General features: G+C 76.1%; 1 protein-coding gene. It reads right to left on the bottom strand.

Going from position 1 to position 20,051, the window contains the following annotated elements:
* Positions 1 to 52: 52 nt before the first annotated feature.
* A complete protein-coding gene (locus ACZ6B1_RS03805; RefSeq protein ID WP_468774659.1) occupies positions 53 to 20,047 on the bottom strand; it encodes a non-ribosomal peptide synthase/polyketide synthase in 19,995 nt (6,664 codons plus the stop codon).
* Positions 20,048 to 20,051 lie beyond the last annotated feature (4 nt).

Genomic DNA, 20,051 nt, shown 5'->3' with positions numbered 1-20,051 from the left:
GGGCCGTGCCGGGGGGTGCGCCGGGGCGGTGCCTCGCGGGCCGGGAGGGCCGTCACCTGCCTCCCCTGGCGTGCCGGGCGAGGTGGCGCAGGGCCTCGGCGAACTCCTCGGCCGCCCGGCGCACGGTCGCGGTGTCGTGGACGCCGGGCCGGTGGTGCCAGGTGAAGGCGAGCCGCCCGTGCTGCACGGCGCCCACCACCTCGACCGGGTGCGAGCCGGGGTCGCGGGGGTCGTGGTCCTGGCCGAAAGAGCCGTGCTCGGCGCGGACCAGGCCGCCGTCAGCGGTCTCGGGGCGGGCGTCCCACTGGCCGAGGTAGTTGAACACCACCTGGCTGTGGGCCTGGGCGCCGAGGCGCCCGCGGACTTCCGGGGTGCCGAAGGTGCGCAGGGCGCCGTAGCCGATGCCGTTGCCGGGTACGGCGCGCAGCTGGCGGCGCACCGACTTCACCAGGGACCGCCAGTCGCGGTCCGGCCCCGGCTCGCCGGGATCGGGCACCTGGAGGGCAACCGGGTGGACGGTGGTGAACCAGCCGACGGTGCGCGAGAGGTCGACGCCGTCGAGCAGGTCCTCCCGGCCGTGGCCCTCCAGGTCCACGCGGACCCGGTCGTGTCCGGTCCAGCGGGCCAGCGCCAGGGCGAGGGCGGCGAGCAGCACGTCGTTGACCCGGGTGCGGTAGGCGGTGGGCGCGGAGCGCAGCAGGGCCGTGGTGTCGTCCTCGTCGAGCTCCACGCCGACCGTGGCGGCCGGTCCGGCCGCGGGGGCCTCGTCCGTCGGCGCCTGTTCGATGGCCACCGCCTGCTCCCAGTGGGGCAGTTCGTGGTCGAGGCCGCCCTCGGCGACGTGGGCGGCGAGGCGCCGGGACCACTCGCGGAAGCTGGTTCCGCGCTCCCCCAGGGTGACCGGGCCGCCCTGGGCTGCCTGCCGGTAGGCGGTCTCCAGGTCGTCGCGCAGGATGCGCCAGGAGACGGCGTCCACCACCAGGTGGTGGGCGACGAGGAGGAGGAACGCGGGCCGCTCCGGGCCCCCGGTGAACAGCGCCGCCCGCAGTTGCGGGCCGTGGCTCAGGTCGAAGCTCGCGTGCAGCTCGTCGGCGGCCTTCGCCATGGCCGCGTCGGCGTCCTCGGCGGACAACCCGGTCAGGTCGTGCCGGACGAGGATGCCGTCGCCTGCGGCGGGCGGCGGGTTGAACTGCCGCCAGCCGTGCTCGTACCGGGTGAACCGCATGCGCAGGGCGTCGTGATGCTCCAGCAGGGCGTCGAGCGCGGCACTCAGCGCCTGCGGGTCGGGGGTGCCCTCGAGCTCCAGCAGCGCCGACTGGTTGAAGTGGTGGTGGGCCGCGCGGGGAGTGGTCAGGAACCACTCCTGGATCGGTGTGAGCGGCACCTCGCCGGTCACCGGGCCTTCGGCGGCACGCTGGGGCGCGGTGCGCACGACGGTGGCGAGTTCGGCGACGGTCTGGTGCGTGAACAGGTCCCGGGTGGCCACGTGCAGGCCGTCGCGGCGCAGTCGCGAGACGACCTGCATGCTCAGGATGGAGTCGCCCCCGAGCGCGAAGAAGTTGTCGTCGGCACCCACCTCCTCGATACCGAGCACGTCGGCCCAGATCCGCGCGACACGGCGTTCGATGTCGGTGCGGGGCGCGGTCCGCGGCCCGTCCGCGGCCGCCTGGGCGGGCCCGGGCGCGGGCAGGGCCTTCCGGTCGGTCTTGCCGTTCGGGGTGAGCGGCAGCCGGTCGAGCGGGACGAAGACGGACGGCACCATGTGCGCGGGCAGCTCTCCGGCCAGGTGCAGCCGCAGTTCACCGACGGGCAGGGCGGTGCCGGACGCCGCGCTGCCGGGGGCCTCGGTCCCGGACGATGCGGCCCCGGCCGGTTCGCCGGGGACGCGCTCGGAGCCGGCCGGCCGCGCCGGTACGACATAGGCGACGAGCCGGTCCGGCGCGCCGGGTGTCTCCCCCGCGCGGACGACGACCACGGCGTCCCGCACCAGGGGGCTGCGGCGCAGCGCGCCCTCTATCTCGCCGGGCTCGATGCGGTAGCCGCGCAGCTTGACCTGGTCGTCGGCGCGCCCGGCGAACCGGAGCCGGCCGTCGGCGGTCCAGCGGACCAGGTCCCCGGTGCGGTACATCCGCTCCCCCGGCGTGCCGAACGGGTCGGGCAGGAACCGCTGGGCGGTGAGTCCGGGCCGGCCCAGGTAGCCGCGGGCGAGGCCGGGCCCGGCGATGTACAGCTCGCCGGTCACCCCGGACGGTACGGGGCGCAGGGCGGCGTCGAGCACGTGTACCCGGGTGCCGCCGGAGGGGCGGCCGATGGGCGGGGCGCCGGCGCCGGAGGTCAGCGGGCCGGTCCAGGTGGCCACCACGGTGGCTTCGGTGGGCCCGTAGGAGTTGATCATCCGGCGGCCGGGGGCCCAGGTGTCGACCAGGTCGGCCGGGCAGGCCTCGGCGCCCACGATGAGGGTGCGCAGGTGCGGCAGGTCGGCGGCGGTCTCCGGCGGGAGGGTGGCCAGCGCCGCTGGCGGTATCAGCGTGTGGCTGACGCGTCGTTCGGTGAGCACTTCCGCCAGCCGTTCGCCGACCAGCGGCCCCTCCTCGCCCGTGACCAGCGCGGCCCCGCTGAGCAGGGAGACGCACAGTTCCAGCACGGAGGCGTCGAAGCTCGGGGACGCGAACTGGAGGACCCGGTCGCCGGGGCCCGCCGCGTACCGCTCGGCGGCGGCCGCGGCGAAGGAGGCGAGGCCCCGGTGGGTGACGACGACGCCCTTGGGGGTGCCGGTTGAGCCGGAGGTGTAGATGACGTAGGCGGGGTGGGCGGGGGTGAGCGCGGTGGTGCGGTCGGCGTCCGTGGGCACGGTCTCGGGCCCGTCGGCGGACCACACCTCGGCCGGGTCGCCGAGGACGAGGTGGGCGCCCGCGTCCCGGATCATGAACTCCCGGCGCTGCTCCGGGTAGTCGGGGTCCACGGGCAGGAACGCGCCGCCGGCCTTGGCGACGGCGAGCTGCGCCACCACGGTCGCCGCCGACCGGGGCAGCGCGAGGGCCACCACGCGCTCCGGTCCGACGCCGTCCCGGAGCAGCCGGTGGGCCAGCCGGTTGGCGGCCCGGTCGGTCTGCGCGTAGGTCAGCTCACGGTCGCCGTCGATCAGCGCCACGGCGTCCGGGGTACTGGCCGCCTGCCGTTCGAACAGCTCGGGCAGGGTGCTCTCGGGCACCGCCCGGAACGTTCCCCGGCCCTGCTCCAGCAGGGTCTTCACCTCGTCGTCGGACGTCAGCGGCAGTGCGCCGAGGGCGCGGCCGGGGTCCTCGGCGACGGCGCGCAGCAGAGCGCCGAGCTGCCCGGCCATCCGCTCGGCCGTCGCCGCGTCGAACAGGTCGGTGTTGTAGGTGAGCAGGCCGTGCAGGGATCCGGAGCCGCTCTCGGCGAACTCCAGGGTGAGGTCGAAGGCGGCCTGCTCCGACTCCGACTCGACGTCGGTGACGTCCAGGCCGGGCAGGTCGAGGGCGGCGGCCGGGGTGTTCTGGAGGACGACCATCACCTGGAACAGCGGGCTGCGGCTGGTGTCGCGTACGGGCTGCACCTCGTCCACGACCCGTTCGAACGGCACGTCCTGGTGGGCGAAGGCGTCGAGGACGGTGCGCCGTACGTCGCCCAGGAACCCGGTGAAGGGCCGTTCGGCCTCGGCTCGGGAACGCAGCACCAGGGTGTTGACGAAGAACCCGACGAGGGACTGGACCTCGGGCCGGTCACGGCCGGAGGTGACGGTGCCGACGGCGATGTCCTCGGTGCCGGAGAGCCGGGCGAGGTAGGCCTGCGCGGCGGCGACGAGCGTGGTGAAGAGGGTGGTGCCGTGGTCCCGGGCGAGCCGGGTGAGCCGGCGCACGGTCGGGGCGGGCACCACCAGGCGGGTGGTCGCGCCGGCGCTGGTGCGCACCGGCGGCCGGGGCCGGTCGGTGGGCAGCTCCAGCGGTGCGGTGCCGGCGAGTTGCTCCTTCCAGTAGGCGAGGTGCTCGCCGGCTTCGGTGTCACCGGCCGTCCGCTGCCAGTGGGCGTAGTCGGCGTACTGCACCGGCAGCGGCGGCAGATCCGTTTTCTCGACGTCGAGTTCGGCGCGGTAGAGGTGGGCGAGATCGCCGAGCAGCACGGAGGTGGACCAGCCGTCGGTGACGATGTGGTGCAGCGAGAGGGTGAGGACGTGGTCGTGCCCGGCGAGCCGGACCAGGCCGGCCCGCAGCAGCGGTCCCTCGCGCAGGTCGAAGGGGCGGGCGCGCTCCTCGGCGAGCAGGCGGCGCAACGCCGGTTCCCGCTCCGCGTCGGTGAGCCGGGTCAGTTCGTGCACGGGCAGCGGCACGTCGGACGGCGGCTGGACGCGCTGGACGCCGTGCCCGTCGACGCTGTCGAAGGTGGTGCGCAGTGACTCGTGCCGGGCAACCAGGGCGGCGAGGGCGGCGCGGAGCGCGCCGGTGTCCAGGGTGCCGCGCAGCCGCAGGGCGAGCGCGGTGACGTACTCGGCGCCACCGGGATCGAACTCGTCCAGGAACCACAGGCGTTGCTGGGCGTGGGACATCGGCGCGACGGCGTCCCGGGGCACCGGGACGAGCGCCGGGCGGCCGGGGCCCCGCCGGTCGCCGAGCAGGCGGGCCAGGGCGGCCGGTGTCGGATGGGTGAACACCGCGCGTGGCGTGAGGTCGGTGTCGAAGGCCTCGGCGAGGCGGGAGGCGAGCCGGATGCTGAGGATCGAGTCACCGCCCAGCCGGAAGAAGTCGTCCTCCACGCCGGGCGGTTCGCAGCCCAGCACCTCGCCGAAGACGGCCGCCGTGCGGCGCTCGGCCTCGGTGCGCGGCTCGACCCGGGTACGGCCCGGCACGGCGTCCGGTGCGGGCAGGGCGGTCCGGTCGACCTTGCCGTTCCGGCTCAGCGGGAGGACGGTGAGCGGGACGACGGCGGCCGGCACGAGGTACTCGGGCAGGGTGCGGGCGGCGAACGCCCGCAGTTCCTCGCCGTGCTGGCCGGCCGGTCCGACGACGTAGGCCACGAGCCGCTTGGCGCCCGGGCGGTCCTCGCGGGCCAGGACGGCCACGTCCACGACGTCCGGGTGGGCGGCGAGCGCTGCCTCGACCTCGCCGGGTTCCACCCGGAAGCCGCGGATCTTCACCTGGTCGTCGGCGCGGCCGAGGAACTCCACGGTGCCGTCGGGGCGCCGCCGGGCCAGGTCGCCGGTGCGGTACACGCGGGCGCCGGGCGGGCCGAGCGGGTCGGCGAGGAAGCGGGCGGCGGTGTCACCGGGGCGGCCCAGGTAGCCGCGGGCGACGCCCTCGCCGGCCAGGTACAGCTCGCCCGGGCAGCCGGGCGGTACGGGCCGCAGCCGGGCGTCGAGCACGAGGGCCCGCATGTCGTCCAGCGGCCGGCCGATGGGGACCGTGCCGGGGACCGCCGCCGGGTCGGCGAGGGCGCAGGAGGTGGCGAAGGTGGTGGTCTCGGTGGGCCCGTAGCCGTCCACGACGGTCAGGCCGGGGCAGGCGGCCAGCACCCGGCGCACGGCCGGTGCCGGTACGACGTCACCGCCGGTCCACACCTGTGCGAGGCCCCGGAAGCAGTCGGGGGCGTCCTGGGCGAGCAGCCGGAAAAGGCCCGCGGTCAGCCACACCGCGGTCAGTCCGCCGTCGGCGGCCAGCCGGCGCAGCAGGTGGGCGTCGACGCTCCCGTCAGGTGCCACGACCACGCAGCCCCCGTTGAGGAGCGGCGCCCACACCTCGAAGGTGGCGGCGTCGAAGGCCACCGCCGAGTGCAGCAGCACCCGGTCGCACACACCGCCGGCGAACCGGCTGTCGGTGGCCAGCGCCGCCACGTCACGGTGCCGCACCGCGACGGCCTTGGGCAGGCCGGTGGATCCGGAGGTGAACATGACGTACGCCAGCCGGTCGGGCTCGACGGCCGGCAACGGCTCCGCCTCGGGTCCGGCAGGACGGGCGGGCGGCGTCCCTTCCCCCGGCGCCCCGCCACGCGCTGCCTTCACCTCCGCGGCGGTGAGCCGGACGGTCGCGCCCGCCTCGGCGAGCAGGGTACGCCGGCGCTCCTCGGGGGCGCGGGTGTCGACGGGGAGGTAGGCGCCGCCGGCCATGAGCACCGCGAGCTGGGCGACGACCAGTTCGGCGGAGCGGTCCATCAGCAGCGCCACCCGGTCCTCGGGGGCGAGCCCGCCGGCCAGCAGCCGTCCCGCCAGCGCGTGGGCCCAGTCCTTGAGTTGACGATATGTCAGTCGTCGTTCGCCCTCCTGGACCGCGACCGCGTCCGGTGTGCGGCGGGCCTGCTCGGCGAACAGGTCCACGGGGCTGCGCGGGGCGGCCCGGCGGGCGGTGGTGTTCCAGGCGGCCAGCAGCTCGCGGTCGGCCGCGGTGAGCAGGTCGAGGTCGGTCAGATCGGCGCCGAACCCGTCGGCGAGGGCGGTGAGCAGTCCGGCCAGCCGGTCCGCGGCGCGCTCGGCGGTGGCGGGGTCGAACAGGGCGGGGTCGTAGGCGAGGTCGAAGCCGAGCCGGTCGGCCAGGTGGGCGCGGAGGCACCAGGGGAAGGTGGTGGCGTCGTCGGCGCGCACCTCCTCGACCCGGACGCCGGTGCGGGCCGTCGCGGACTCGTCCACCGGATAGTTCTCGAACACCACCATGCTGTCGAACAGCGCCTCACCGGCGGGGACTTCGGCGACGGCCCGGATGCGGGGCAGGGCGAGGAAGTCGAATCGGCGGGCGTCGCTCTGCCGCTCCTGGAGGTCGCGCAGCCACGGCAGCACCGGCCCGGCGGGGATGCGGACCCGGGTCGGTACGGTGTTGATGAACATGCCGATCACGCCTTCCACGCCGGGCAGTTCGGCCGGGCGGCCGGAGACGGTGGTGCCGAACACCACGTCGTCCCGCCCGCTGGAGCGGGCCAGCAGCAGCGCCCAGGCGCCCTCCACCACGGTGTTCACGGTCACTCCGGCGCGGGCGGCACTCTCCCGCAGCCGCCCCGAGACCTCGGCGTCCAGTTCGTGGTGGACGGCGGCGGCGGAGCGGGCGCGGTGGGCCTCGGCGGGCGTGCGGTCGTACGGCAGCGGGGTGCGGGCGGTGAACCCGGCGAGGGCGTCGGCCCAGTGCCGTTCGGCCGCCGTCTCGTCCTGCTCGCGCAGCCAGCGCAGGAAGTCCGCGAAGGGCCGCCGTACCGGGGGCGCCTCCTCCGGGCCTCCGGTGAGCGCCGCGTAGCGTTCGCACACCTCGGTGAGCAGCTGCCCGGTGCTCCAGCCGTCGAGGACGATGTGGTGGGTGGACCACACGAGCAGCACCTGGTCGCCGGGCAGCGCGGCCAGGGTGAGCCGGGTGAGCGGCGCGGTGGTGAGGTCCATGCCGGCCGCGCGGTCCGCGGCGAGCAGCCGCTCGGTGGCCTCGGCCCGCTCGGCGGGGGTGGACTCCCGCCAGTCGAGGTGGGTGACGGGGAGTTCGGCGCGGCGGTGGACCACCTGCACCGGGTGCGGCAGGCCGTGCCAGTGGACGCTGGTGCGCAGCGCCGGGGTGCGGTCGGCGACCTGCTGCCAGGCTGCGGCGAAGGCCCGGGGGTCGGCGACTCCGGACAGCGTCACGGCCGTACGGTCGAAGTAGGCGTTCTCGGTGTCCACGAGGCCGTGGAAGAGCATGCCGGACTGGAGCGGGGTCAGCGGCAGGACGTCCGCCACGTGCCGGCCGGTGCCGACGAGCCGGTCGAGCTGGTCCTGGCCGAGGCCGGCGAGCGGGAAGTCGGAGGGGGTGCGGCCGCCCGCCTCGGCTCCGGCGCAGTGCTCCACGATCTCCCGGAGGGCCGCGAGGGTGTCCTCGGCGAGCCGGCGGACGGTGGCCCGGTCGTAGACGGCCGGAGGGTAGGTCCAGCCGAGTTCGAGGCGGCCCTGCTGGACCACGCCGGTGATGTCCAGCAGGTAGGGCCGTGCCTCGTCCGGGTCGGTGTCGCGGCCGGCCGGGGGCAGCGCGCCGCGGAGCAGGCCACCGGTGCCCCCGGCCGTGTCCCACTGGCCGTGGTAGTTGAAGCCCACCAGCGGGGCCGGGGCTTCGGCGAGCGGGCTGCCGGGCACGAGGTGGCGCAGGGCGCCGTGGCTCAGGCCGTGCAGCGGCACCGCGCGCAGTTGTTCCTTGACCGAGCGGAGGGTGTCGTGCCAGCCGGCGTCCGGGGCGACGCGCAGGGCGAGCGGGAACTCGGCGGTGAACCAGCCGACGGTCCGGGACAGGTCCACGTCCGCGAACAGTTCCTCCCGGCCGTGGCCCTCGACACCCAGCAGGACCGTGTCCCGTCCGCACCAGCGGGCCAGGGTACGGCCGAGGGCGCTGAGCAGGACGTCGTTGACCTGGGTGCGGTAGGCCCCGGGGACCTTGCGCAGGAGGGCGTCGGTCGTCTCCGCGTCCAGGGTGACGCCGAGGGTGTCCGCGGTGCCGTGGGTGTTCGGGCCGGGCTGTCCGGCGGGCAGTCCGGCCGCGGCCGCCGCGGTGCGCGTCCAGTACGGCAGGTCGGCGTCGAGCGCGCCGGAGCGGGTGTGCCGGTCGAGCCGGGCGGCCCAGTGGCCGTAGGAGGTGCCGGTGGCGGGCAGTTCGACGGGCCGGCCGGCCGCCGCCGCCCGGTGGGCGGTCTCCAGGTCCGCGAGCAGGATGCGCCAGGAGACGCCGTCGACGACCAGGTGGTGTGCGGTGATGACCAGTTGTCCGGACCGGTCCGGGCCGCGGTCGAAGAACAGCACGCGGACGACCCGTCCGGTGGTGGGGTCGAGGGCGGCCTGCGCCTCGTCCGTGAGCCGCTGGACCTCGGTCTCCACAGCCGCGTCGTCCGGCGCGGACACGTCGTGCCGGGTGAAGACGTCGTCCGGTGCCTCGGGCAGGGCTTCCTGACGCCAGCCGTCGGCGGTGCGGCGGAACCGGGTGCGCAGGGCGGCGTGCCGGAGGACGAGGGCGTCGGTGGCGGCCCGCAGCGCCGATCCGTCGGTGCCGGGGGCGAGTTCCAGGCGCTGGGTCATGGTGAACCGGAGCGGCCGGCCGGGCTCGCGGCCGTCCAGGTACCAGCGCTGGATCGGGGTGAGCGGCGCCTCGGCCGGCTCGTCGGCCGCGTCCCGGCTCGGGGCCGACTCGGTCACGCGCAGGGCGAGTTCGGCGACGGTCTGGTGGCGGAAGACGTCCTTGGTGGTGAGGGCGAGTCCGGCCTGCCGGGCGCGGGAGACGATCTGGATACTCAGGATGGAGTCGCCGCCGAGCGCGAAGAAGTTGTCGCGGGCGCCGACGCGTTCGGCACCGAGCACCTCTGCCCAGATCCTGGCCAGGCGCTCCTCGGTGCCGGGCCGGGGGGCGACGTAGGCGGTGGCGCTGTCGGGCTGTGCGGGCGGGGCCGGCAGGGCGCGCCGGTCGGTCTTGCCGCTGGTGGTCCGCGGGATGCGGTCGAGCGGGACGAACGCGGCGGGCACCATGTGGTCGGGCAGGGTGCGGCGCAGTGCGAGGCGCAGGGCGTCGGCGGACGGGACACGGCCGTCGGCGGGCACCACGTAGCCGACCAGCATGAGCCGGCCGGCGTGCTCGCGGGCGGTGACGGCTGCGTCGGCGACGTCGGGGTGGTCCAGGAGAGCGGCCTCGACCTCTCCGGGCTCGATGCGGAACCCGCGGATCTTGACCTGTTCGTCCACCCGGCCCAGGAACTCCAGTTGTCCGTCCCGGTCCCAGCGGGCCCGGTCGCCGGTGCGGTACATGCGCTCCCCGGGCGCCCCGAACAGGTCGGGGACGAAGCGGGCGGCGGTGAGGCCGGGGCGGTTCAGATAGCCGCGGGCCACCTGGGCACCGGCCAGATACAGCTCGCCGGGCGTCCCGGGCGGTACCGGTCGAAGGGCGCCGTCGAGGACGTAGGCCCGCAGGTTGCCGCCGGGGCGGCCGATGACGGGGCGGTCGGGCAGTTCGGCGCGGCGGCCGTAGACGGCGTCGACGGTGGTCTCGGTGGGACCGTACATGTTGTAGACCGCGACACCCAGTTCCCGTTCGGCGCGCAGGAGTTCACGCCAGTCGGCAGGAGTGACGGCCTCCCCTCCGACGAGCAGCAGGCGCGGGTGGTGGCGGCCCGGGGCGAGCAGGCCTGCGGCGGTCAGTTCACGCAGGAAGGACGGGGTGACGTTGACCAGGTCGAGCCGGTCCCCGGCGACCCGGTCGCAGAACGCCTGCGGGTCCAGGCGGGTGTCCTCGTCGATCAGGTGGACCTCGTGGCCGAGGGCGAGGAGCAGCGGCCCTTCCCAGGAGGTGTCGAAGGAGAAGGAGGCGCTGAGCGCGGCCCGCAGCCGCCGTCCGCCGGTGGTGTGCGGGGCGAGCAGGCCCGCGCGGTGGTCCTGGCAGAGGTTGACGAGCTGCCGGTGCTCGACGGCGACGCCCTTGGGGCGGCCGGTGGAGCCGGAGGTGTAGACGACGTAGGCGGTGTGCCGCGGCAGCAGTGGCCGGACGCGGTCGGCGTCCGCCGGGTCGTGGGCGGGCAGCCGGTCCCAGGGCACGGCGGCGAGGTCGGTCAGCAGGGTGTGCGGCCGGGCGTCGGCGAGGAGGAACTCCTGCCGCTCTCGCGGGAGTTCCGGGTCGAGGCAGAGCAGGGTGGCGCCCGCCTTGAGGACGGCGAGCAGCGCCACCATCAGGTCGGAGGTGCGCGGGAGCCGTACGGCGACCACGTCCTCGGGACCGGCGCCCTGGGCGATGAGGTGGTGGGCGAGCCGGTTGGCCCGCGTGTTCAGCGCGGCGAAGTCCAGGGTGGTGTCGCGGGCGGCCAGGGCGGTGTGCCCCGGGGTGCGGGCGGCCTGGGCCTCGAACAGGGCCGGGAAGGTGGAGTCGGGCCAGGGCAGCCGGGCGCCCTGCCCGTGGCGCAGGACCTGGCGCCGCTCCTCCCCGGTCATCAGCGGCAGGTGGCCGACGGCCTGCCCGGGGTCGTCGGCGGCGGCAGCCAGCAGGGTGCGCAGCCGGTCGGCCAGCCGTGCCGCGGTGCCCGCGTCGAACAGACCGGTGTTGTACTCCAGGTATCCGGTGAGGCCGTCGTCGCCCTCCACGAAGTCGAAGGCGAGGTCGAAGGTGGCGTTGCGGACCGGCGGGGTGACCGGCTCCGCCGTCAGACCGGGCAGCCGGGGCGGCTCGGCGCCGAGGTTGTGGAGGGCGACCATGACCTGGAACAGCGGGGTGCGGCTGGTGTCCCGCTCGGGCTGGAGGGCGTCCACCACACGTTCGAAAGGCACCTCCTGGTGGGCGAACGCCTCCAGGACGGTCGTGCGCACCTCGGCCAGCAGCTCCCGGAAGGACAGGCCGGGACGGATCCGGGCACGCAGTACCAGCGTGTTGACGAACATGCCGACCACGTCGTGCAGTTCGGGGCGATCGCGGCCGGCGGTGACGGTGCCGACGGTGACGTCCTCCTGGCCCGCCCAGCGGGCGAGCAGGGTCTGGCAGGCCGCCACCAGGACCATGTAGAGAGTCGCGTCGGTCTCGCGTGCGCGTTCGCGCAGCCGCTCGATCAGCGCGGCGGGCAGGGTGAAGGTCACCAGGGCGCCGTCGCGGGTGCGGACGGCCGGGCGGGGCCGGTCGGTGGGCAGCTCCAGCGGGGTCACGCCGTCCAGGGCGCGGCGCCAGTGGGCGAGTTCGGCCTCGGCGCGGTCGGCACGGGAGCGCTGCCAGGCGGCGAAGTCACGGTAGCCGACCGGGATCCCGGGCAGCTCGGGGACGCGGTCCGACAGGGCCGCCCCGTACATCTCGCCCAGGTCGCGGGCCAGTACGCCGATGGACCAGCCGTCGGTGACGATGTGGTGCACGGCCAGGACGAGGACGTGCTCGTCGGCGGCGAGCCGCGCCAGACGGGCCCGCAGCAGGGGCCCGGTGGCCAGGTCGAAGGGCGTGGCCGCCTCCCGGTCCAGGAGGCCGTCCAGCGCGGCACCGTCCGGTAGGTCCGTCACCGGCAGGTCCACGGGGCGGGGCGGGTGGACGATCTGCCGGGCCTGGCCGTCGTGTTCGGCGAACGTGGTGCGCAGCGCCTCGTGCCGGACGACCAGGCCGTCCAGGGCGGTCCGCAGGGCGGCGATGTCGAGCGGTCCGCGCAGCCGGAGCACGGACAGAGTCGTGTACTCGGTGCTGCCCGGTTCGAAGCGGTCGAGGAACCAGAGGCGCTGCTGCGCGTACGACAGCGGCGCCGGGGTGTCGGGGGCGGCGGCCGGAATGGTGCCGGCGGCGTCCCCGGTGCCGGGTTCGCCCAGGGCGGCGGCGAGGCCGGACAGTGTGGGGTGGGTGAACAGAAGCCGGGGTGAGACGTCCGTGCCGAAGGCGGCACGCAGCCGGGAGGTGACGCGGACGGCCAGGATGGAGTCGCCGCCGAGGGCGAAGAAGTCGTCGTCGGCGCCGACCTGGTCCGTGTCCAGCACGTCCGTCCAGGCGGCGGCGACCAGCCGTTCGGCGGGGGTGCGCGGCGGGGTCCGGGTGCCGTCGGCGGCGAAGCCGTCCGGACCGGGCGCGGGCAGGGCGCGCCGGTCGAGCTTGCCGTTGACGGTGAGCGGCAGCGCGGCCATCGGCACATAGGCGGCGGGCACCATGTGCGCGGGCAGCAGCCCCTCGAGGTGGGCGCGGAGTTCGGCGGCGGACGGGGGCGGCACGACCCGGTCGCCGGTGCCCACGACGTGGGCGACCAGCCGGCGGGTCCCGGCGGTGTCCTCGTACACGCCGACGGCGGCGGCGCCGACGCCGGGGTGGCCGTGCAGGGCGGCCTCGATCTCGCCGGGCTCGATGCGGTAGCCGCGGATCTTCACCTGCTGGTCGGCGCGGCCCAGGTACTCCAGCGTGCCGTCGGCACGCCAGCGGGCCCGGTCGCCGGTGCGGTACATGCGGGTGCCGGGCCGGCCGAAGGGGTCGGCGAGGAAGCGGGTCGCGGTCAGGCCGGGCCGGTTGAGGTAACCGCGCGCCAGTCCCTCGCCGGCGACGAACAACTCCCCGACGGCACCCGGCGGCACCGGCCGCAGGCCGTCGTCGAGGACGTAGAGCCGCAGGTCGGGGATGCCGGTGCCGATGGAGCAGGCGGCACCGGGGCGGGCGGTGGAGCGGTCGAGTGCGGCGTAGGTGACGTGCACGGTGGTCTCGGTGATGCCGTACATGTTCACCAGGCGGGGCACGGTACCGGGGTGGCGGTCGTACCAGTCGGCGAGCCGGCCGACGTCGAGGGCCTCGCCACCGAAGATGACCGTGCGCAGGGCCAGCCGGGCGCCGGTGTCGCGGAGCCGGGCGTCCGCGCGGATCAGCGGATAGAACGCGGACGGGGTCTGGTTGAGGACGGTGACCTGCTCGTCGGCGAGCAGACGCAGGAAGTCCTCCGGGGAGCGGGCGGTGTCCTCGGGAACGATGACGAGCCGGCCGCCGTGCAGCAGCGGGCCCCACAGCTCCCACACCGAGAAGTCGAAGGCGTAGGAGTGGAACATGGTCCACACGTCGTCGGGCCCGAAGCCGAACCAGTGCCGGGTGCGGCTGAACAGGCGGACCACGTTGGCGTGCGGGACGACGACGCCCTTGGGGCGGCCGGTGGAGCCGGAGGTGTAGATGGCGTAGGCGGGGCTCTCGGGCAGCGCGCGGTGGGCCGGGCCGGCGGCCGGCCGGCGGGCCAGGTCGGCGCGCACGTCCGGGTCGTCCAGCAGCAGGCGGGGGACGTCCGGGCCGGCCGCCGCGCCCTGCCGGGTGGTGACGAGTGCGACCGGTGCGGCGTCGGCGAGGAGGTGCCGGACGCGCTCCGCGGGCAGCTTCGGGTCGATGGGCAGGTAGGCGGCGCCGGTTCTCAGAACGGCGAGGACGGCCACGACCAGGTCGGTGGAGCGGGGCAGCGCGAGGGCCACGAACCTCTCGGGTCCGGCGCCGAGTTCGGCGAGCCGGTGGGCGAGGCGGGCCGCCCGCGCCTCCAGGTCGGCGTAGTCGAGCCGCTCGTCGCCGCAGGTGACGGCCACGGCGTCGGGGGTGCGGGCGGCCTGGGCGGCGAAGAGGGCGTCCAGGGTGCCGGTGGGCCGTCCCTCCTCGGTGCCGTTCCAGTCGGCCAGCATCCGACGCCGCTCGGCCGCGGTGGTCCAGGCCAGGTCGCGCACGGGCCGGCCGGGGTCGTCGGCCAGCTCGGTGAGCAGCAGGCACAGCCGGCCGGCGAGGTCGCGTACCGTCGTGGCGTCGAACAGCTCGGGGTCGTAGGCGAGATCGAAGCCGAACCGCTCGCCCTGGTAGGCCCGCAGCACCAGCGGGTAGTTGGTGGCGTCCCGCGAGGAGACGTCCACCAGCCGTATCCCGGTGGTGGCCGAACGCGCCTCGTCGAAGGGGTAGTTCTCGAAGGCCACCATGCTGTCGAAGAGCGCGCCGCCGGCGGGCACGTCGCTGACCGAGGTCAGTTCGGCGAGGGAAACGGCCGCGAACCGCCGCGCCTCGGCCTGTTCCTCCTGGAGCTCTGCGAGCCAGGCTGCGGCGCTGCCGCCGCCGTCCACGCGCACGCGGGTGGGCAAGGTGTTGATGAACATGCCCACCATCGACTCGGCGCCGGGCAGGTCGTCGGGGCGTCCGGAGACGGTGGTCCCGAACAGCACGTCCCGCTCGGCGCTGTAGCGGGACAGCAGCAGCGCCCAGGCGCCCTGCACCACGGTGCCGAGGGTGAGCCCGGCCGTCCGGGCGGTGCGGGCCAGCCGGGCGGAGACCTCGTCGGACAGCGCGGCCGTGTGCACGCCCGCGGAGCGGGTCTCGTGCCCCGGGCGCCTGAGGCGGTCGAGGGGCAGCGGGGTGGGCGTGGCGAACCCGTCGAGGACGGTCCGCCAGTGCGCGTGCGCGGCCGCGGAGTCCTGGCCGGCCAGCCAGCGCACGTAGTCGCCGAACGGCCGGCGCGCCGGGGGCCTGGAAGCGGCGCCGGTGGTGAGGGCCACGTACTCCTCGAACACCTCGGCGAGCACCTGGGCCAGGCTCCAGCCGTCCAGGATCAGGTGGTGGGAGGTCCACAGCAGCTGCATCCGGGCGTCGGGCAGCCGGACGAGGGTGAGCCGCATCAGGGGTGCCGTGCCGAGGTCGAGGCCGCGTGCGAGGTCGTCGGCGCGCAGCCGCGCCAGCCGCTCGGCCCGCTCCGCCTCCGTCAGCTCCCGCCAGTCCAGCCGGGTGACCGGAACGTCGGTCCGACGGTGTACGACCTGGAGCGGCACCGGTACGCCCTCCCACACCACCGAGGTGCGCAGGGCGGGGGTGCGGTCGGTCACCCGCTGCCAGGCCAGGGCGAGGGCGCCGGGGTCGGTCACCCCGTCCAGCAGCAGCGCGGCCTGGTCCACGTACACGTCGTCGGGACCGCCGACCAGCCGGTGGAAGAGCATGCCTTCCTGGAGCGGGGTGAGCGGCAGCAGGTCCTCGACGTCCCGGCCGTCGCCGGCGAGGCGGTCCACGCCGGCCTGGTCCAGGCGGGCCAGCGGGAAGTCGGAGGGGGTGCGGCCGCCCGCGCCGGGACGGGCGCAGTGCGCGGTGATGGCGGCGAGCGCCCGCACCATGCCCGCGGCCAGGTCCCGGACGGTGCCCTCCCGGTGCACCTGGTCGCTGTAGTGCCAGGTGATCTCCAGCTCGCCGTCGGCCACCAGGGCGGACACGTCCAGCAGGTGGTCCAGCGGCGCGCCGGGGTCCATGTCCCGGCCGGGTACGTCGGCGACCGGCGCGAAGTCGCCTCCGGGGGGCGCCTCCCACTGGCCGTGGTAGGTGAAGCACACCTGCGGCAGCGGCAGTTCGCCGAGGGCGCGGGCCTCGGGCCGGGGCGAGCCGAGGTGGCCCAGCGCCTGGTAGCCCAGGCCGCGGCGGGGCACGGCCCGCAGCCGTTCCTTGACGGACTTGAGGGTGCCGCCCCAGTCGTCCGGGCCCGCCGGGGCCAGGGTGACCGGGTACTGGGTGGTGAACCAGCCGACCGTGCGGGACAGATCGGCGCCCTCGGCCAGGTCCTCCTCCCGGCCATGGCCCTCCAGGGCGACGGTCACCCGGTCGGCGCCCGTCCAGTCGGCCAGCACCCGGCCCAGCGCGCTCAGCAGCACGTCGTTGACCTGGGTGCGGTACACGCCCGGCACGCGGCGCAGCAGGGCCTCGGTGGTGTCGCGGTCCACCTGGGTGCGGACGGTGCGCACGGACCCGGCGAGCGGGGTGCCGGGCAGGTCGACGGGGAGCGGGGTGCGCGGCAGCGCGGCTTCCTCGGTCCAGTGGGTCAGGTCGTCGTCGAGGTCGCCGGCCCGGACCATGCGGGCCAGGGTGTGCGCCCATTCGGCGAACGGGGTGTGCTCGGGTTCCGGCCGGGGGTCCTCGCCGGCCGCCGCCCGCCGGTAGGCCTGCTCCAGGTCGGCGAGCAGCACCCGCCAGGAGACGCTGTCGACCGCCAGGTGGTGGGCGGTGAGGAACAGCCGCGGGCGTTCCCCGCCGGTCAGCAGGGCCGCGCGCAGCAGTGCCCCGGTGCCCGGGTCCAGGGCGGCGCGGGCGGCCTCCGCGGCCTCGGCGGGCGGGGTACCGGGGTCGTGGCGGGTCAGGAGCCGGGTGGCCGGGCCGGTGCCGGGGTGCTGCCGCCAGGTGCCGTCGGTGCGGGTGAAGCGGGTGCGCAGCGCCGGGTGGCGGCCCACCACCGCGTCCAGCGCCCGGTCCAGGGCCCGCTCGTCGAGGTCGTACGGCAGATCGAGGAGCATCGACATGCTGAAGTGCCGCAGCGGTCCGTGCGTGGCGAAGAACCACTCCTGGACGGGGGTGAGCGGGGCGGGTCCGTCCTCGCGCGGGCGCCGGGGCGACGCGGGCGCGGCAGCGGTACGGCGGGACACGGCGGCGGCGAGGTCGGCGACGGTCTGGTGCCGGAAGACGTCCTGCGATCCGATGCCCAGGCCGGCCGCCCGGGCGCGGGAGACGGCCTGGATGCTGAGGATCGAGTCGCCGCCCAGCTCGAAGAAGTTGTCCGTGACACCTACCCGTGCCACCCCGAGCACTTCGGCCCAGATGCCGGCGAGAGTCTCCTCGCCGGGGGTGCGCGGGGCGACGAACTCCCGCTCCTCCGCGGTGTTCTCCGGGGCCGGCAGCGCGCGGCGGTCCAGCTTGCCGCTGGTGGTCAGCGGCAGCGCGTCCAGCGAGGTGAACGACGACGGCACCAGGGCGTCGGGCAGTACCTCGCGCAGGGCCGCCCGCAGGCCGGCGGGGACGGGCCGGGGCGCGCCGGGCGCCGGGACGACGTAGGCGGCGAGGCGGCTGTGGCCGTGCGGGTCGGGCACGGCGGCGACCGCGGCGGCGGCGACGCCGGGCACCGCGAGCAGCGCGGCCTCGATCTCGCCGGGCTCGATGCGGTGGCCGCGCACCTTGACCTGGTCGTCGGCGCGCCCGAGGTAGTCGAGGCGGCCGTCGGCGGTCCAGCGGGCCAGGTCGCCGGTGCGGTACATCCGCTCCCCGGGGCCGCCGAACGGGTCGGGCAGGAACCGGGCCGCGGTCAGGCCCGGCCGGCCGGCGTAGCCCCGGGCGAGTTGCGCGCCCGCGAGGTACAGCTCGCCGCCGACACCGGGCGGCACCGGCTGGAGCCGGTCGTCCAGCACGTACGCCCGCACTCCGGGCAGCGGCCGGCCCACCAGCGGGCGGTCCCCGCCGTCGATGCGGCAGGACAGCGCGTCGACCGTGCACTCGGTGGGGCCGTAGAAGTTGTGGGCCGCCACGTCCGGGTGGGCGGCCAGCTCGCGCCAGAGCGCCGGCCCGACCGCCTCGCCGCCGAGCATGAGGACCCGGGGGCGGTGCCGGGGGTCGGTGAGCAGACCGGCGGGCAGCAACTGGCGCAGGTAGGACGGGGTGACGTCGAGGAAGTCGACGCGGTGTGCGACGACGTACTCCACCAGGGCGGCCGGGTCCATCCGGGTGGCCTCGTCGACCAGGTGCAGCGGGTGGCCGTCGGCCATCAGCAGGACGCCTTCGAGGGAGGTGTCGAAGGAGAAGGCGGCGGTGAGCGCGACCCGCAGCGGGCCGCCGCCCGCCTCGGCGACGAAGCCGGCCCGGTGCGCGGCCAGCAGGTGGGCCGCCGCGCGGTGGGACACGGCGACGCCCTTGGGGCGGCCGGTGGAGCCGGAGGTGTAGATGACGTACGCGGTGTGGTCCGGGTCCAGCGGGGCACGCCGGTCCGCGTCGGTGAGGTCGGTGTCCGGGGCGGTCGCGGGCACGGCGCGCAGGGCCGCCTCGTCCAGCACCAGGGCCGGGCGGGCGTCGTCCAGCAGGAACCGGGCCCGCTCCTCGGGCAGGGCGGGATCCAGCGGGAGATAGCCCGCGCCGGACTTCCACACCGCGAGGATCGCCACGATCATGTCGGCGGTGCGCGGCAGCCGGAGCGCGACCAGCCGTTCGGGGCCGGCGCCCTGGGCGACGAGGTGGTGGGCGAGCCGGTTGGCGCGCGCGTTGAGCGTGCCGTAGTCGAGCTCCTCACCGCCCGCGACGAGGGCGAGGGCGTCGGCGGTCCGGGCCGCCCGGCGCTCGAACAGAACGGGGTACGTGGTGTCGGCCGCGGGCAGGGGGGCCGGGTTCCAGTCGTGGACGACCCGCCGGGTCTCCTCGGCGGACATCAGGGGCAGGCTGCCCAGCGGGCGGTCCGGGGTGTCGCAGGCACCCTCCAGCAGGCGCAGCAGCTGACCGGCCATCCGCTCGGCCGTGGCCGCGTCGAACAGGTCGGTGCGGTACTCCAGCAGTCCGGTCAGCCCGTCCCCGTCCGGCACGAACTCGATGCTCAGGTCGAAGGTAGCGGCCTGCCGGGGCACGGTGACCGCGGTGGTGGTGAGTCCGCGCGGGGCGGAGGCGGCGGGCGGGTCGGGGTGCAGCAGGACCATCACGTCGAACAGCGGGTTGCGGCCGGCCTCGCGGGGCGCGCCCACCGCCTCCACGATCCGCTCGAACGGCGTGTCGCCGTGGGCGAAGGCGTCGCCCACCGTCTCGGCCGCCCCTGCCAGCAGGTCGCGGAAGGATCCGGAGGTGTCCACCGGGGTGCGCAGCACGACGGTGTTGACGAAGAAGCCGACGGTCCGCTCCAGATCGGTGCGGGACCGGCCCGGCGTGAGGGAGCCGACGGTGATGTCGTCCTGGCCGGACCAGCGGGCCAGCAGCGCCTGGGCCGCGGCGACCAGAGCGGTGTGCAGGGTGCTGTGCCGCTCCCTGGCGAGCTCGCGCAGGCGCGTGGTCAGGCGGGCCGGTACGGCGAAGGTGTGGACGGCGCCCTCGCCCGCCTCCTCGCCGCGCCGCGGCCGGTCCAGGGGCAGCTCGGGTGCCACCGCCCCGGCCAGCCTCCGCTTCCAGTGGGCGAGTTCGCCTTCGAGGCGGGCGCCCGAGAGCCGGGCGCGCTGCCACACGGCGAAGTCCGGGTACTGCGTGGCCACCGGGGGCAGTTCCGGTGCGGAACCGTGCGTGAGGGCATCGTAGGCGGTGCACAGCTCGTCCAGGACGACGCCCATCGACCAGCCGTCCGTGATGATGTGATGGGCCGTCAGCAGCAGGACGTGCGAGGTGGCGGACTCGCGCAGCAGCAGGGCGCGCAGCAGGGGCCCGTGCCGCAGGTCGAAGGGCCGGGAGTACTCCGCCAGCAGGTCCGCGTCCAGGTCGCCGGCGTCACGGACCGGCAGCGGTACCGGGGCCGCCGGGTGCACGCACTGCGCCGGGCGGCCGTCGGTCTCCTCGAAGGTGGTGCGCAGGGCCTCGTGCCGGGCCACGACGGTGGCCAGCGCGGCTCGCAGGGCCTCGTGGTCCGGTGCGCCGGTGAGGCGGACCGCGACCGCGCTGTTGTAGCGGGCGTCGCCGGGCCGCAGCCGGTCCAGGAACCACAGGCGCTGCTGCGCGAACGACAGCGGCAGCGGGCGGTCCCGGTCGGCGCGCGGGATGCCGGGGCGGGCGGCCGGGGCGGAGCCGCCGGCCCGGCCGGCGAGCCGCCGCCGCAGCGCGTCCCGCAGGTCGTCGGGCAGCGCCTCGGCGCGGTCCCGGAGGGAGGGGCGGTCGGGGCGCGGGGAGCCGGAGGGGTGCGAAGGGGTCGAAGACGTCATGGTC

It is taken from the genome of Streptomyces sp. NPDC041129, assembly GCF_055592265.1.
The sequence above is the reverse complement of the archived record's forward strand: the minus strand, read 5'-3'. Positions and strand labels throughout refer to the sequence as shown.

Coding starts and splice junctions, on each gene's coding strand:
- ACZ6B1_RS03805 (WP_468774659.1), bottom strand. CDS start 20,047: ATGACGTCTTCGACCCCTTCGCACCCCTCCGGCTCCCCGCGCCCCGAC.